Source organism: Hydrogenophaga sp. (assembly GCF_051860785.1).
In the GTDB taxonomy this organism is placed as follows: Bacteria; Pseudomonadota; Gammaproteobacteria; order Burkholderiales; family Burkholderiaceae_C; genus Hydrogenophaga.
In genome coordinates this window covers 178,694-192,851 of sequence record NZ_JBIMLB010000005.1, presented here as the reverse complement: position 1 = coordinate 192,851, position 14,158 = coordinate 178,694, and the positions used below count along the sequence as shown (strand labels likewise).

Below are 14,158 nucleotides of genomic sequence, written 5' to 3'. Positions count from 1 at the left end.
AAGGTACCAATATGAACGCAAGCAAGGTAGGGCGACCCGCCTCCAACAAGTCAGGATCGGACGCGGGCGAGCGCGGCGGACCATTCGACAAGGAGTCCGAACATGCTCGAAAGAGCCACGCCATTCTTCTGGCGGCCGCAAAGGCATTTGTGCAGGCCGGGTTTCACAACACGTCCCTCCAGCACATCGCGAACCGGCTTGGAATTTCAAAGCCCACGCTGTGCTATTACGTGGGCAGCAAGGAAGAAATTCTCTTCAAGTGCCAGCACACCGCTCTGGAGCATTTGAAGCTCACGATTCCGCAGGCCAACGATCCGAGCCGCACGGGAATGGAGCAGCTGGGTGATTTCATCCTGAACCTTGCCGAGTGGACAGCCAGCGACTTCGCGCGCTGTCTTGTCCGGTGTCAATGGGATGTGCTGGACGAGGAGGCTTTGACGCACCTCGCGACAGAACGTCAACTCATCGACTCGGCTTTGCAGCAGATCGTTTCACGGGGTCTGGCGGATGGGTCCATCCGGGATGTCCATCCTGCGCTGGCATCGGCGGCCATTCTGGGTTCGCTGAACTGGATTGCCACCTGGTTTGATCCCGATCGCACGCATCGATCTTCAAGGGAGATTGGAGAGGCATTCCTGGACCTCTTCATGAACGGGCTGAAGACGGCGACGAGACCCCAGGCAGGCGCCAAGGTGAAGATGGCTGTGATTCCTGGCGGCGGCACGGGCAAGAACGCGAGATGAAAACCCTCAGTTACCAGACGACGGGCTCGGTGGCCTCCATCGTGCTGACGCGCGAGGCCTCGCGCAATGCGCTCGACGAACTGCTTATCATGGAAATGGGCGAGGCGCTGCACACCGCAGGCTCGGATGGTTCCCGGGTACTGGTGATCACGGGCACGGGCACCGCATTCTGTGCGGGTGCCGACCTGAAGATGGTGTCCAGTCTCATGGAGATCGGCCCCACTGCAGTGACCGAGCGCTTTCTGGTTCCCTTGCAGACCATGCTCACCTCGCTGCGAAATCTTCGCTTGCCAGTGATCGCAGCGGTCAATGGTGCGTGCTTTGCGGGCGGACTGGAAATGGTGCTGTGCTGTGACCTGATTCTGGCTGCCGACACGGCGCGATTTTCCGACGCGCACGCACGGCACGGCTTGCTCCCGGCGGCAGGCGGTGTTCATGGGTTGCTGCGCAGCGTCGGTTCATTCAAGGCCCGTGAGATGCTTTTCACCGGGGACGAGTACAGCGCTCAGGACATGCTCATCGCAGGCATTGTGAGCCGCGTCGTGCCGGCATCGAAACTGAATGGGCAGGCGCAAGAGCTTGCGCAGCGCCTTTGCGAGCGCAGTCCCGCAGGGCTTGCCTGCATGAAGAAGATGGTGGCCATTGAAGAGAATCTGGAATGGGCAGCTGCTGCACGGTGCGAACTGGAAATCACCAGCGCACGCCTGCATGGCAAGGATCCTGTCGAGGGACTTCGCGCGTTCCAGGAAAGGCGCAAGCCCGTGTTCACGGATCCAGCATGAGCACTCCCGGACCTTTGAACGGCGTGCGCATCGTCGAGATTGAGGCGCTTGGGCCTGCGCCGTTCTGCGGGATGTTGTTGGCAGACCTTGGCGCCGAGGTGACGCTGGTCGAACGCGCCGGCAGTGGCGCCGCGTTCGGCAGCATCTTTCTTCGAGGCAAGCACCGTCTCAGCCTGGATCTCAAGAGCCGGCCGGGACGCGAGCAACTCCTTGCACTCGTGGCGGATGCCGATGGACTTCTCGAAGGCATGAGGCCGGGCAAGATGGAGCGCCTGGGCTTGGGACCGGAGGAATGCCTTCGCCGAAACCCGCGTCTTGTCTACGGGCGCATGACAGGCTGGGGACAGGACGGCCCTCTGGCTCAGAGCGCTGGGCATGACATCAACTACGTGTCACTGGCCGGAGCAGCATGGTATGCGGGCGCCCCACAGACGCCGGCGCTCCCTCCACCCACGCTGGTGGGGGACATTGGTGGCGGTGCGCTGTATCTGGCGGTTGGCATGCTTGCAGGTGTTCTGCATGCCCGCACGACGGGGAAGGGCCAGGTGGTGGATGCCGCGGTCATCGACGGCGTAGCCCACATGCAAACGCTCCTTCATTCATTGGCGACGGTCGGGCAACTCCCCGCAGAGCGCGGCAAGAGCTGGATCGACGGGGCTCCATGGTATGGAACTTATCGATGCCTGGACGGTGCACAGGTGTCCATCGGTGCATTGGAGCCTCAGTTTTTCCAGGAGCTCATGCAGCGATTGGGTCTCTCGGACCGCTTCTCATCCAGCAGCCAGTTCGACCAGACCGTGTGGCCCGCGATGCGGGAGACGCTGGTGCAATTGTTCGCAACCAGGGACGTGATGCATTGGATCGCTTTGCTGGAGGGGACAGACGCCTGCTTCGCGCCCGTGCTGTCTCCGCAGCAAGCCGCGACGCACCCTCACAACCAGGCCAGGGGTGTATTCACTGCGGTGGATGGTGTCCTCCAGGCGCGCGCGGCGCCGCGTTTCTCGCTTTTTCCGCACACGGTTGCCGAACCGGTCAAGCCTGCCGCTGAGGATTCCAAATGCTGAGAATTGACTACAGTGATCGTCACGTCTTCGTGGCGGGTGGTACCAGTGGCATCAATCTGGCCGTGGCAAAGGCCTTTGCGGGCGCTGGCGCGCGGGTCAGTGTCATCAGCAGGGATGAGGGCAAGGTTCAGCGCGCCGTGGACATGCTGCGCGCAGTGGGTGGGAAAGCTCAAGGGCTTGCGGTCGACGTGCGAGACAGTGCTGGACTGGCGAGCGCGGCATCTGCTCTCGCCGGGCTCCAGGGTCCGTTCGATGTCGTGTATTCAGGCGCGGCGGGCAACTTCCTTTGCGCGGCCGACTCGCTCTCGCCCAATGGATTCCGAACGGTCGTCGATATCGATCTGAATGGCTCCTTCAATGTGATGCATGCGGTTTTTCCGCACGTGCGAAAGCCGGGTGCCAGTTTGATTCATGTCACAGCACCCCAGTCCAGCGTGCCGATGCGTTTCCAGGTGCACGCAGCCGCCGCCAAGGCTGGCGTTGACCAAATGACCCGTGTTCTGGCCCTGGAATGGGGGGCATTCGGCATACGGGTCAACGCCATCAGTCCTGGACCCATTGAGAACACAGAGGGGTTCTCGCGACTGATGGCGCCCGACGAAGCTGCACGGGACTTCGCTTTGTCTCAGGTGCCTTTGCGCCGGTTCGGTCGGACGGAGGACATCGCCGAGCTGGCGCTGTTTCTCGGTTCCGAGCATGCCAGCTACATATCTGGAGCCATCATTCCTTGTGATGGGGGTGGCTCTCTTGAAAGCGTCAAACCTGCCCTCGAAGCGGCGGGCCACAGGAGCCTCCATCGATGAACGTCAACGTACTGGGTGTCGGACAAGCGACGCCATCCTTTCAATCCGACCTCCGCCTGGAGGAGTTCGCCTATCAGGCCTGCTCGGCAGCTTTGCGCGATGCCGGGGTGTCGAGAGGTGAACTCGACCACGTGACGCTCGCGGCTTGCGACGAGATGGATGGTCGGCCCATTTCCAGCATGCTGATGACCGCTCCTTCAGGCGGCTATCTGACGGATGAGATCAAGGTCACCGACAGCAGCTCGATGGGCCTGGTACTCGGTCACGCGCGCATTGCTTCAGGTGACTTCGACGTGGGCTTGGTCGTCAGTTGGTGCAAGAGCTCCAAGACCGACCTCGACGCGGTGATGCGGATGCGAGGCGACCCTTTCTACGTCAGACCGATGGGCATGGACGGACGGATCGCCGATGCGCTCTTCGCTCAATCGGTGGTATCGAAACTTGATCTGACGGACGAGCAGATTGCGCGTGCGGTGTGTGATGCGCATCAACGTGCCAGCATGAATCCAAGAGGCTTGCGCCGCGAACCACCTTCTCCCGAAGACATTCGAAACAGCCCTTTTGAGGCGACACCGCTGCGCTCGGCACACATGGCATCGCCAAGCGATGGGGCGGTGGCCATGGTGCTTGCCTCTGATCGCTACTTGCGGACCCGGCCTCAACTGCGTCCCCTTTGTCGGGTCGCCGGTGTGGGCTGGAACTCTGACAGCTACCGACTGGATGCACAGCGACTGGGCGCCATGCAGTCGGCGCGCAATGCCTGGCTTCAGGCTCTGTCAGGCGCTGGTCTGGCATCGGGGCAAGAGCTGGATCTGGTGGAGCTGGATACACCCACCATCTTCCACGAAATCGCCTACCGCGATGCGCTGAAGCTCTCGGATTCGCAGGTCAGCCCATCGGGGGCGTCGTTTGCACAGAACCCGGTTTTCTGCACCGGGCTTGTCAACGCGATGGAGGCCGTCCTGCAGGTATCGAACCGTGCAGGACCTGTGCAACGCAAAGGTGTACATCGCGCTGCCGCGCACGGCTGTCACGGCTACGCGCAGCAGGGAAATGTGTTCGTCATATTTGAAGGGATCACCGAGTGAATCGCGAAGTTGCTGTCATTGGAACCTACCAGTCCAAGTTCCAGACCCATCACCCGGACTTGACCTATGTGGAACAAGCGCAGGAGGCAGCCGTTGGTGCGTTGCGGGCGGCGGCCATGTCGCCTGAAGACATCGACGCCATCGTGTTCTCTTTGGCGCCCACCAGCTTCCTTGGCGTTGCTGACGCCGACCGATGGGCCATCGATCACATCTTTGGTGCAGGCAAACCGATCTTTCGGGTTCACACGGGCGGAGCTACCGGAGGTTCTGCGGTGCATGCGGCCTATAGCCTTGTGCGAGCCGGGCTTGCGGATCGCGTGCTCATCGTTGGCGCTGAGCGCATCGCCGAAACGCCCGATGCACAGAAGGTTCTCAACCTCATCTTCGACGCGTTCTATGAACGCGACATGCCGCTGTCCACCAACACCTCAGTCGCATTGCAGGCCAGCCGCTACATGAAGGAGTTCGATCTTCACCAGGAAGATCTGGCGCGTGTGGTGGTTCGTGCGCGGCGCAATGCCATGCGCAACCCGAGTGCGCACCTCAAGGGTGAAATTACCGTCGATGAGGTCATGCAATCACCGGTCATTGCATATCCGCTCAAGCTCTTCGACATCTGTCCCCGCTCCTCAGGTGGCGCAGCCATGGTGGTGGCGAGCCAGGCGGTGGCTGAGCGCCACTGTGAACGACCCGCCTTCATCAATGGCATTGCCAGCATCACCGAGACCTACTGGCTGGGTGATCGGCTTGGCCCCACTTCACGCCACGGTTACGCCAATCTGGAGTTGATGCGAGTGATGGCGCAGAGGTGTTTTGCGCAGGCAGGCATTCGCGATCCCTTGCGTCAGATACAGGTGACCGAGCTGTACGACCCCTACAGCACGATCGGTGCGATGACGCTCGAGCAGCTTGGATTCTGCAGTCCGGGTACTGCGTTGCGTCTTGAGCGCCAGGGTCACTGGAGCTGGGAGAACGGTGCTGTCGCCGTCAATCCATCGGGAGGTACCTTGTGCACGAATCCTATCGCCATCACAGGGCTTGTTCGAGCCATCGATGCTGCCAACCAGGTCATGGGACGTGCGGGGGAGATGCAACGGCCCGACGTCAAGGCAGCGGTATCGACCGCCATCGGCGGCATCGCGCAGTTCTGCAACTGCACCGTTTTCGGTTCCGAACCCGTCATCCACTGAATGGAGCTCCATATGACCACTCAACAAGCAGACAGCAATTACATCGTTGACGAGATCACGCTGCGTTACCGCTATTCTCTTGGAGAGGTGGCAGGGAAATTCATGGCCGGTCTGCAGGAAGGAAAAATTCTGGCGACACGCTGCTCAACTTCCGGGCTTACCTACCTGCCGCCTCGCTCGTATTGCGAGCGAAGCTTTGAGCGTTGTGATGAATGGGTGGAGGCAGGGTTGCATGGGGTGATCGAGGCATCGACCATCGTGGTGCGCGGCTTTGAGGGCAAGAGACCCGCGCCCGTCGCCATCGCCTATGTCCGGCTTGATGGAGTCGACTCCGCAGTCGCCAACTACATCGACGGCGTCGACATGGTGAACATGGAAGTTGCCATGGAAGCCATCAAGCCGGGAACGCGAGTTTCGGTGGTGTTTGCCAAGGAGAGAGTGGGAAGAATGACGGACTTCTCTTTCGCCATTGCTGAACAGTAGACCGGAAGACCCATGCGTCGCACCACTTGCAGTGTTGCTTTGATGCGCATGGGACGTATGCGCCCCTTGTCAAGACTGAACAGGCCCTAGATGTCCTGCAGCGACAGCACGTGACCCAGACGCGGATCCGCGCGGCCGCCCAGCACCAATATGTGTGCGGCCTGAACAGCTCCAGGCCCATGGTGTTCTTGCACCTTCACCCAGGGCGCAGCAGGCTGGCTCACCTGTTCAATGAAGCCGTGCCAGGCGCGCGCCATGCGCTCGTTGAACCCGGTAGCCCCCCAGTCACCATGGCGCTTCTTCGCTTGCGCGGGCGCAAAGAACAGCACCGGTCGCGGTCCGGGTAGGTCGCGCGCGCCCGACAACTGGTCCACGTGGGTGCCGCCGATGGAGCAGCTGTAGGCCAGCCTTTCGAAGCGGGTGTGGATGTTTTTGCGGAGCTCGCCGTTGCCTGCGAAGTCCACGTACACACAAGGTGTGTCCTGCGCGAGCGTGTCGAGCTGGTCGTAGGTGAGCACGCGGCGGTACACGCCCAGGCTTTCGCAGAACGCCACGTTGGCGGCAGAGGTCAGGCCCACCACCTCCACCTCGGGCCGGCGCGCGAGTTGCGCGGCGGTGGCAAAAGCGGTCTTGCTGCTGGCCGATGAGAGCGGCATCACGCCGCGCTGGCCGCCTTCGCAAGTACCGAAGAAATGGTTGTCGGCCAGGAAGTCGTCGATCAGCCAGGCGGTGAGGAACAGGGGCCGCAGCAGCGCCTGCAGGGCTTCGGTGGCGGGGTCGTGCAGCGGATCGGCGGCGCACCGCAGGTACTGGTTGTAGATGGTGTGCAGCGCGGCGCGATGTGATGCGCCGTCCAGAAAACTCTCGGGCGAAACGCGCACCGGCTGCAGCACGGCGTGCGAGGCCATGGGCCAATAGCCATACAGCCTTTCGCCCACCGCAACACCGATGCAGCGCGATGCTTCCACCACGCCGAAGCCCCACACCGGCACGATGCCCCAGACGCTTTTCTCATCGTCGGAAACAGGAAAGAACTGCCAGTAGTTCATGGACTCGCCGAAGGCCGCATAGGTGATGTTGTTGGCGGTGTAGGCGAACTGTTCCACGCGAACCCGAACCTCGCCATCGGCCAGGGGTGCATCGGGCAGGGTCACCACTCGGGTGCTGTCCAGCTGGTTTTTCCGGATCTGAAACTGGGTCGTGGTCATGGTGGCAACTCCAGAAAAAAGAGCCCGTCACTTTCGTGGCGGGCTCTCTGCTCATCGAGACATGTCGCGAAGCGTCAGATCTTCGCGCCGGTGATGTAGCTGTCGTAGCGCCATTCGGAGAAGCGGCTCCACAGGATCTGGTCGCGCTGGAAGGCGCGCATGTCCTGGTGGATCTTCTTGAATTCGGGCGACTTGGCTTCGTGTGCGGCAAACACTTCCTGCGAGGCCTTGAAGCCGGCGTCCATGATGGCCTTGGAGAAGGGCATGAGCTTGGTGCCACCGGCCACCAGGCGCTTGAGCGCGGCCGGGTTCTGGGCGTCGTACTTGGCGGTCATGTCACGGGCGGCCACGGCGCCAGCGGCGCGCACGATGGCCTTGTTCTCGGCCGACAGCGCGTCGAAGGCTTTCTTGTTGATGAAGAACTCGAGTTCGGCGCCGCCTTCCCACCAGCCGGGGTAGTAGTAGAACGGGGCGACCTTCTGGAAGCCCAGGCGCTCGTCGTCGAACGGGCCCACGAACTCGGTGGCGTCCAGTGAACCTTTTTCCAGCGCCTGGTACACCTCGCCAGCGGGCATGTTCTGCGCCACCACACCGAGCTTGGCCATGGTCTCGCCGAACAGGCCGCCACCCAGGCGCATCTTCAGGCCCTTGAGGTCGGCCACGGTCTTGATTTCCTTGCGGTACCAGCCACCCATCTGGGTGCCGGTGTTGCCCGAGCTCATCGAGACGATGTTGAATTTGCCGTAGAACTCGTCCATGTACTTGCGGCCGTTGCCGTGTTCCATCCAGGCGTCCATGTGGCGCGCGGTCAGGCCGAAAGGCACGGCGCAGCCGAAGGCGAAGATGGGGTCCTTGCCGGTGAAGTAGTACGGGGCGCTCTGCGCCATTTCGATGGTGCTGTCCTGAATGGCGTCAACCACGCCGAACGCGGGGACCAGGTCACCAGCGGCATGCACCGAGACTTCGAACTTGCCGCCCGACAGAGCCTTGACGGTCTCGGAGAATTTCTCCGCGGAGCCGAAGATGGTGGGCAGCGATTTGGGAAAGCTGCTGGCCAGGCGCCAGCGCACAGCGGCCTGGGCATGCACGGCGGGGGCGATGCCAGCGGTCAGGACACCGGCGATGCCAGCGTTCTTGATGACGGAACGACGATCCATGGAAACTGTCTCCTAAATAGGTAGATGTCTTGGTTGCAGAAGAACGGGGCCTTGCACCCCGGGCGGATCGAGGATTATGCCGATACCCCAGGGGGAGGCGTCTGGACAGGGACGGCGAGCGGGTCGAAGCGCTACATCCACAACGCTCGCCAGGCCAGACCCGGCACATCGCCTCGGTGGAGCTTCACACGGGTCTGCCAGCTTCGGTGCTCGATCCCCGCGATCCTGCCGAGCACCGCGAGGCCGCCTTGCACCACCAGGCGCAATTCCCAGCCCGCGCGACCCGGCACGCGGTGCACCAGCGGTGATCCCTGCTGCATGAGCCCACGCGCAAAGCCGCACAGTTCGGCGACCACGGCCTGCTGGCGCACGATCAACGCGCCGGGCTCGGCCTGTGCAATGGGCATGAAGTCCGCCACGGTGGCGCCGTGGCGCTGCAACACGTCTGCAGGCAGATAACAACGGTGCCGGGGCAGGTCCACGCTCAGGTCTTGCCAGAAGTTGATGAGTTGCAGCGCGCTGCAGATCTGGTCGCTCTGCTGCAGCGAAGCTTCGTCGCGCACGCCGTACAGGTGCAGCAACAGGCGCCCCACCGGGTTGGCCGAGAGGCGGCAATAGGCCAGCAGCTCGGCCATGTCGGCATAGGGGTGCGCGTTCTCGGTGTGTCGCACGTCCTGCTCGAAGGCGCTGATGAGGTCGTGCAGATGCTCGGGGGGAATGGCGTGCCGCCGCACCGCCTGGGCCAGCGGGCCGAACACCCGGGGCCAGCGCGACGCGGGCACCTCGGCGGTGACGACGCCCGGCAGGCATTGCGCCAGTTCGGCCCGGTAGGCCGCGAGCTCGTTCAGGCGCTCGGCAGCCGTGGCGTCGCCTTCGTCGGCGATGTCGTCGGCCGTGCGCGCGAAGTGGTAGATGGCGGCCACGGCCGGCCGCAAGTGGGCCGGGCACAGCCAGGAGGCCACGGGGAAGTTTTCGTAGTGCCCGATCGAACCGCCCAGCGGCGCTGCGCGCGAGGCGGAAGCGTCGGCAGTGGGGGAGGCGTGTCCGGGGATGGGGGGCATGGCAGAAATTCAGGAGAAGGGGGTCGAATTTACACTACAATTTTGATTACTAACCGGTCAGTCATTAATGCTGACCGATCTCACAACTCCCTTTCGGCGCAAGCCCGCACCGTCATGAGAACACCGCCATTTCTTGTCGCCGCCGCTGTTGCCATGGTGCTGGCCGCCTGTTCCCGGCCGGAGGCTCCACAGGAACCGATCCGCTCCGTGAAGCTGCTCACCGTGGGCGAGGGCGGCATCCATGCCCGAGCCGAATACGCCGGCGAGGTGCGGGCGCGCACCGAGTCCCGTCTGGGTTTCCGGGTGGGTGGCAAGCTGGTGCAGCGGCCGGCCGAAGTGGGCCAGCGTGTGAAGCCCGGCCAGTTGCTGGCACAGCTCGACGCACAGGACCTGGCCCTGTCCAGCCAGGCCGCTCAGGCCCAGGTGAGCGCAGCGCAGACGCAGCGCGACCTGGCGGCGGCCGACCTCAAACGCTACCAGGACCTGTTGTCCCGTGGCTTCGTGAGCGGTGCCGAGATCGAGCGTCGGCAGGCCACGCTGCAGTCGGCCGAAGCCACTTTGCGCCAGGCGAAAGCCCAGAGCGCGGTGCAGGGCAATCAGGCAGGCTACACGCGGCTGCTGGCCGATGGCGCAGGCGTGGTGCTGGCGGTGGAGGCGGAGGTAGGGCAGGTCGTGGCTGCCGGAACACCGGTGGTTCGGCTGGCGCGCGATGGTGCACGCGACGTGGTGATTGCCGTGCCCGAAGACCGCGTGGGCCAGGTGAAGCCGGGCGTTGCCGCGCAGGTGAGGCTCTGGGCCGGGGCAGGTGGTGCTGGCATGGCGCCGGCACCGCTGAATGCGTTGGTGCGCGAGGTGGCGGCCAGCGCCGATGCGGCCACGCGCACCTACCAGGTCAAGCTCGCGCTGCCCGACGACGCCACCGCACCCCTGGGTGCTACTGCCTACGTGACGCTGGCGCCTTCGGCCAGCCAGGTCGCGGCCGGCCCGGTGATCAAGCTGCCCACCAGCGCGCTGATGCGCTCCACCGAAGGCGACCGTTCGGGCACGGCGGTGTGGGTGTTCGACCCCGCTGCGGGTACGGTGCAGCCACGTCCGGTGGTGGTGGCCGGTGTCGATGGCAACGACATGGTGATTGCGGCCGGCCTCAAGCCCGGCGACGAGGTGGTGGCCGCTGGTGTGCATGTGCTGGCACCGGGCCAGAAGGTCACGCGCTTCGTCACCACCTCCACGCAGTGAGCGTCGAATGAGCGACGCCGCCAACCCGACCGCGCAGGCCAGTTCCTGGGTCTCGCGCTTCAACCTCTCGCAGTGGGCGCTGGACCACCAGGCCTTCACCCGCTACCTCATGATCGTGCTCATGCTGCTCGGCGTGGCGGCGTACTTCCAGCTCGGTCAGGACGAGGACCCGCCTTTCACCTTCCGCGCCATGGTGGTCAGCGTGTACTGGCCCGGCGCCACCGCCGAACAGGTGGCCGAACAGGTGTCGGACCGCATCGAGAAAACGCTGCAGGAAGTGCCCTACGCGGACAAGATCCGCAGCTACGCCAAGCCGGGCGAGGCGCTCATCATCTTCCAGCTCAAGGACTCGGCGCCACCGGGCGAGGTGCCACAGGTCTGGTACACGGCGCGCAAGAAGGTGGGCGACATGCGCGGCACGCTGCCGCAAGGCGTGGTGGGCCCCTTCTTCAACGACGAATTCGGTGATGTGTACGGAGTGATCTACGCCCTGCAGGGCGATGGCTTCTCGCCGGCCGAACGCAAGACGGTGGCCGACGATGTGCGCCAGCAACTGCTGCGCGTGCGCGACGTGAGCAAGGTCGAACTCTTCGGTGTGCAGGACGAGAAGCTCTACATCGAGATCTCGCAGAAGCGCCTGGCGGTGCTGGGCCTGAACCTGCAGCAGGTGCTCGACGCGCTGGGTCAGCAGAACGCGGTGGCGTCGGCTGGTGCGGTGCAGTCGCCGCAGGACGTGGTGCAGGTGCGCGTGGCCGGCGCCTTCAACTCGGTGGAGCAGCTGCGCGCCATGCCCATCCGCGCGGCCAACGGGACGCAGATCCGCCTGGGCGACATCGCCAACATCGGCTTGGGCTACGTGGACCCGCCGGCCGTGCTGGTGCGCCACAACGGGCAGGACAGCATCGCCCTGGGCATCTCCATGGCCAAGGGCGGCGACATCATTTCATTGGGCAAGGCGCTCAAGACCACGGTGGCCGGCATCGAGGCCCGCCTGCCCGCCGGCATGACGCTGGCGCAGGTGCAGGACCAGCCCTCGGCCGTGACGAGTTCGGTCAATGAATTCGTGAAGGTGCTGATCGAGGCGGTGGTGATCGTGCTGGCGGTGAGCTTCCTGGCGCTGGGCTTGCACCGGCGCGAGGGCGGCAAGGGCCTGCGCCGCTACACGCTCGACATCCGACCTGGCCTGGTGGTGTTCATCACCATTCCGCTGGTGCTGGCCATCACCTTCCTGGCCATGAACTACTGGGGCATCGGCCTGCACAAGATCTCGCTGGGCTCGCTCATCATCGCGCTCGGCCTGCTGGTGGACGACGCCATCATTGCGGTGGAGATGATGGTGCGCAAGCTGGAGGAGGGCTACAGCATGGTGCGCGCGGCCACCTTCACCTGGGAAGCCACGGCCATGCCCATGCTCACCGGCACGCTGATCACCGCAGCCGGTTTCCTGCCCATCGGCCTGGCCAATTCCACCACCGGCGAATACACCTTTGCCATCTTCGCCGTCACCGTGCTGGCACTGGTGATCTCGTGGGTGGTGGCGGTGATGTTCGTGCCTTACCTGGGCGTGAAGCTGCTCAAGGTGAAACCGCACGTGGGCGAGGTGCACGAGGTGTTCGACGGCCCGTTCTACGTGCGCTTTCGCGCCGTGGTGGACTGGTGCGTGCACCATCGCTGGATCACCATCGGCGCGACCGTCCTCACCTTCGTGCTGGGCATTGTGGGCATGGGTTCGGTGCAGCAGCAGTTCTTTCCCGATTCCAGCCGACCCGAAATCCTGGTGGACGTGTGGCTGCCTGAGGGCAGCAGCATGCAGGCCATGGACGAGGTGACGCGGCGCGTGGAAAAGCGCCTGGCCGCCGAGCCCGGTGTGCGCAGCGTGAGCACCTGGGTGGGCACGGGCGTGCCGCGTTTCTATCTGCCGCTGGACCAGATCTTTCCGCAGACCAACGTGTCGCAGATGATCGTGTTGCCCAAGGACCTGAAAACGCGCGAGCAGATGCGCAAGGCGCTGCCCGCCTTGCTGGCCACCGAGTTCCCCGAGGTGCGTGGCCGCGTGAAGCTGCTGCCCAACGGGCCGCCGGTGCCGTATCCCGTGCAGTTCCGCGTGGTGGGCACCGACCCGGCGGTGCTGCGGGGCCTGGCCGACGAGGTGACGCAGGCCCTGCGCGCGAGCCCGAACACGCGCGGCGTGAACGACAACTGGAACGAGTCGGTGAAGCGGCTGCGGCTGGAGGTGGACCAGGCCAAGGCGCGCGCGCTCGGCGTCTCCAGCCAGTCGATCGCGCAGGCTTCGCGCACGCTGCTCAGCGGCAGCACGGTGGGCCAGTACCGCGAAGGCGACAAGCTGATCGACATCGTGCTGCGCCAGCCGCTGGAAGAGCGCGATGCCATCAGCAGCCTGGCGAACGCCTATCTGCCCACGGCGAGCGGTCAGGCCATTCCCCTGTTGCAGATTGCGACGCCGGTGTTCGACTGGGAGCCCGGCGTGATGTGGCGCGAGAACCGCGAGTACGCGATCACGGTGCAGAGCGATGTGGTGGAGGGCTTGCAGGGTGCGACGGTGACGGCCGAGCTGCAACCGGCGCTGAAGAAGATCAGCGATGGCTGGGCCGAGCGCGGGCTCAACGCGTACCGCATCGAGGTGGCGGGCGCGGTGGAGGAAAGCAGCAAGGGCTCGGCCTCGATCGTTGCCGGCGTTCCGTTGATGCTTTTCATCGTGTTCACGCTGCTGATGCTGCAGTTGCAGAGCTTCAGCCGTTCGATGCTGGTGTTCCTGACCGGGCCGCTGGGCATGGCGGGCGTGGCCGGTGCCTTGCTGTTGCTGAACCGGCCGTTCGGTTTCGTGGCGCTGCTCGGCGTGATTGCCCTCATGGGCATGATTCAGCGCAACTCGGTGATCCTGATCGACCAGATCGAGCAGGACCGCACGCGCGGCGTGCCGGCCTGGGACGCGATCGTGGAAGCGGCGGTGCGACGGATGCGACCCATCGTGCTGACGGCGGCGGCGGCGGTGCTGGCGATGATCCCGCTGTCGCGCAGTGTGTTCTGGGGGCCGATGGCGGTGGCGATCATGGGCGGGCTGGTGGTGGCCACGGTGTTGACCTTGCTGGCGTTGCCTGCCATGTATGCGGCCTGGTTCCGGGTGAAGCGGGAGCCTGTGACCTTGCAGGCGTGACACCTCGCGGGCTCGCGGACCTCAGGCGCTCTGTTCCGCGAATGTCCCCCGGACCGGCTTTGCCGGTCCTCCTCCTTTATTTCGCTCCACAGAACACCTGAGGTCCACGAGCCTGCAACCATGCAGGCACTCCACCGTTCGCGTGCCCCGTGGTCACCGATGACCGCT

General features: G+C 64.2%; 12 protein-coding genes. 9 read left to right on the top strand and 3 right to left on the bottom strand.

The window, feature by feature from the left end; genetic code table 11:
* The first annotated feature begins 11 nt into the window (after positions 1-11).
* Genes ACTIF6_RS09455 through ACTIF6_RS09425 form a run of 7 tightly spaced genes read left to right on the top strand, consistent with a single transcriptional unit; the run spans position 12 to position 6,153 of the window.
* A complete protein-coding gene (locus ACTIF6_RS09455) occupies positions 12-743 on the top strand; it encodes a TetR/AcrR family transcriptional regulator (RefSeq protein WP_439587715.1) in 732 nt (243 codons plus the stop codon).
* Entirely contained in the window at positions 740-1,525 is a 786-nt protein-coding gene (locus tag ACTIF6_RS09450) for an enoyl-CoA hydratase/isomerase family protein (RefSeq protein WP_439587714.1), read from the top strand. The genes ACTIF6_RS09455 and ACTIF6_RS09450 overlap by 4 nt, the downstream gene beginning before the upstream one ends.
* Positions 1,522-2,589, top strand: a complete 1,068-nt coding sequence (locus tag ACTIF6_RS09445; RefSeq protein ID WP_439587713.1) for a CaiB/BaiF CoA transferase family protein — start codon at positions 1,522-1,524, stop codon at positions 2,587-2,589. The genes ACTIF6_RS09450 and ACTIF6_RS09445 overlap by 4 nt, the downstream gene beginning before the upstream one ends.
* Entirely contained in the window at positions 2,583-3,392 is an 810-nt protein-coding gene (locus ACTIF6_RS09440) for an SDR family oxidoreductase (protein ID WP_439587712.1), read from the top strand. The genes ACTIF6_RS09445 and ACTIF6_RS09440 overlap by 7 nt, the downstream gene beginning before the upstream one ends.
* Entirely contained in the window at positions 3,389-4,480 is a 1,092-nt protein-coding gene (locus ACTIF6_RS09435; RefSeq protein WP_439587711.1) for a thiolase family protein, read from the top strand. The genes ACTIF6_RS09440 and ACTIF6_RS09435 overlap by 4 nt, the downstream gene beginning before the upstream one ends.
* Positions 4,477-5,670 carry a thiolase family protein gene (locus ACTIF6_RS09430; protein WP_439587710.1) on the top strand — a complete coding sequence of 398 codons (1,194 nt, stop codon included), beginning with the start codon at positions 4,477-4,479 and terminating at the stop codon, positions 5,668-5,670. The genes ACTIF6_RS09435 and ACTIF6_RS09430 overlap by 4 nt, the downstream gene beginning before the upstream one ends.
* 12 nt (positions 5,671-5,682) lie before the next feature.
* Positions 5,683-6,153 (top strand): Zn-ribbon domain-containing OB-fold protein, encoded by a 471-nt coding sequence (locus tag ACTIF6_RS09425; protein WP_439587709.1) that lies wholly within the window; start codon positions 5,683-5,685, stop codon positions 6,151-6,153.
* Positions 6,154-6,239: 86 nt separating this feature from the next.
* Here the strand turns inward: ACTIF6_RS09425 and ACTIF6_RS09420 are convergent, their stop codons facing one another.
* The 3 genes from ACTIF6_RS09420 to hpnC all read right to left on the bottom strand — a co-directional run bounded on the left by ACTIF6_RS09420 (position 6,240) and on the right by hpnC (position 9,579).
* Entirely contained in the window at positions 6,240-7,361 is a 1,122-nt protein-coding gene (locus tag ACTIF6_RS09420; RefSeq protein WP_439587708.1) for a DUF2855 family protein, read from the bottom strand.
* 74 nt (positions 7,362-7,435) lie between these two features.
* Positions 7,436-8,518: a TRAP transporter substrate-binding protein gene (locus ACTIF6_RS09415; RefSeq protein WP_439587707.1), complete on the bottom strand. Its 1,083-nt coding sequence runs from the start codon at positions 8,516-8,518 to the stop codon at positions 7,436-7,438.
* Positions 8,519-8,649: 131 nt separating this feature from the next.
* Positions 8,650-9,579: a squalene synthase HpnC gene (hpnC, locus tag ACTIF6_RS09410; RefSeq protein ID WP_439587706.1), complete on the bottom strand. Its 930-nt coding sequence runs from the start codon at positions 9,577-9,579 to the stop codon at positions 8,650-8,652.
* A gap of 114 nt (positions 9,580-9,693) precedes the next feature.
* Between hpnC and ACTIF6_RS09405 the strand changes: the two genes are divergently transcribed.
* Positions 9,694-10,815 (top strand): efflux RND transporter periplasmic adaptor subunit, encoded by a 1,122-nt coding sequence (locus ACTIF6_RS09405; protein ID WP_439587705.1) that lies wholly within the window; start codon positions 9,694-9,696, stop codon positions 10,813-10,815.
* 7 nt (positions 10,816-10,822) lie between these two features.
* Positions 10,823-13,990, top strand: coding sequence for an efflux RND transporter permease subunit (locus ACTIF6_RS09400; protein WP_439587704.1), 3,168 nt, complete (start codon positions 10,823-10,825; stop codon positions 13,988-13,990).
* The last annotated feature ends 168 nt before the right edge of the window (positions 13,991-14,158 follow it).

Coding starts and splice junctions, on each gene's coding strand:
- ACTIF6_RS09455 (WP_439587715.1), top strand. CDS start 12: ATGAACGCAAGCAAGGTAGGGCGACCCGCCTCCAACAAGTCAGGATCG.
- ACTIF6_RS09450 (WP_439587714.1), top strand. CDS start 740: ATGAAAACCCTCAGTTACCAGACGACGGGCTCGGTGGCCTCCATCGTG.
- ACTIF6_RS09445 (WP_439587713.1), top strand. CDS start 1,522: ATGAGCACTCCCGGACCTTTGAACGGCGTGCGCATCGTCGAGATTGAG.
- ACTIF6_RS09440 (WP_439587712.1), top strand. CDS start 2,583: ATGCTGAGAATTGACTACAGTGATCGTCACGTCTTCGTGGCGGGTGGT.
- ACTIF6_RS09435 (WP_439587711.1), top strand. CDS start 3,389: ATGAACGTCAACGTACTGGGTGTCGGACAAGCGACGCCATCCTTTCAA.
- ACTIF6_RS09425 (WP_439587709.1), top strand. CDS start 5,683: ATGACCACTCAACAAGCAGACAGCAATTACATCGTTGACGAGATCACG.
- ACTIF6_RS09420 (WP_439587708.1), bottom strand. CDS start 7,361: ATGACCACGACCCAGTTTCAGATCCGGAAAAACCAGCTGGACAGCACC.
- ACTIF6_RS09415 (WP_439587707.1), bottom strand. CDS start 8,518: ATGGATCGTCGTTCCGTCATCAAGAACGCTGGCATCGCCGGTGTCCTG.
- hpnC (WP_439587706.1), bottom strand. CDS start 9,579: ATGCCCCCCATCCCCGGACACGCCTCCCCCACTGCCGACGCTTCCGCC.
- ACTIF6_RS09405 (WP_439587705.1), top strand. CDS start 9,694: ATGAGAACACCGCCATTTCTTGTCGCCGCCGCTGTTGCCATGGTGCTG.
- ACTIF6_RS09400 (WP_439587704.1), top strand. CDS start 10,823: ATGAGCGACGCCGCCAACCCGACCGCGCAGGCCAGTTCCTGGGTCTCG.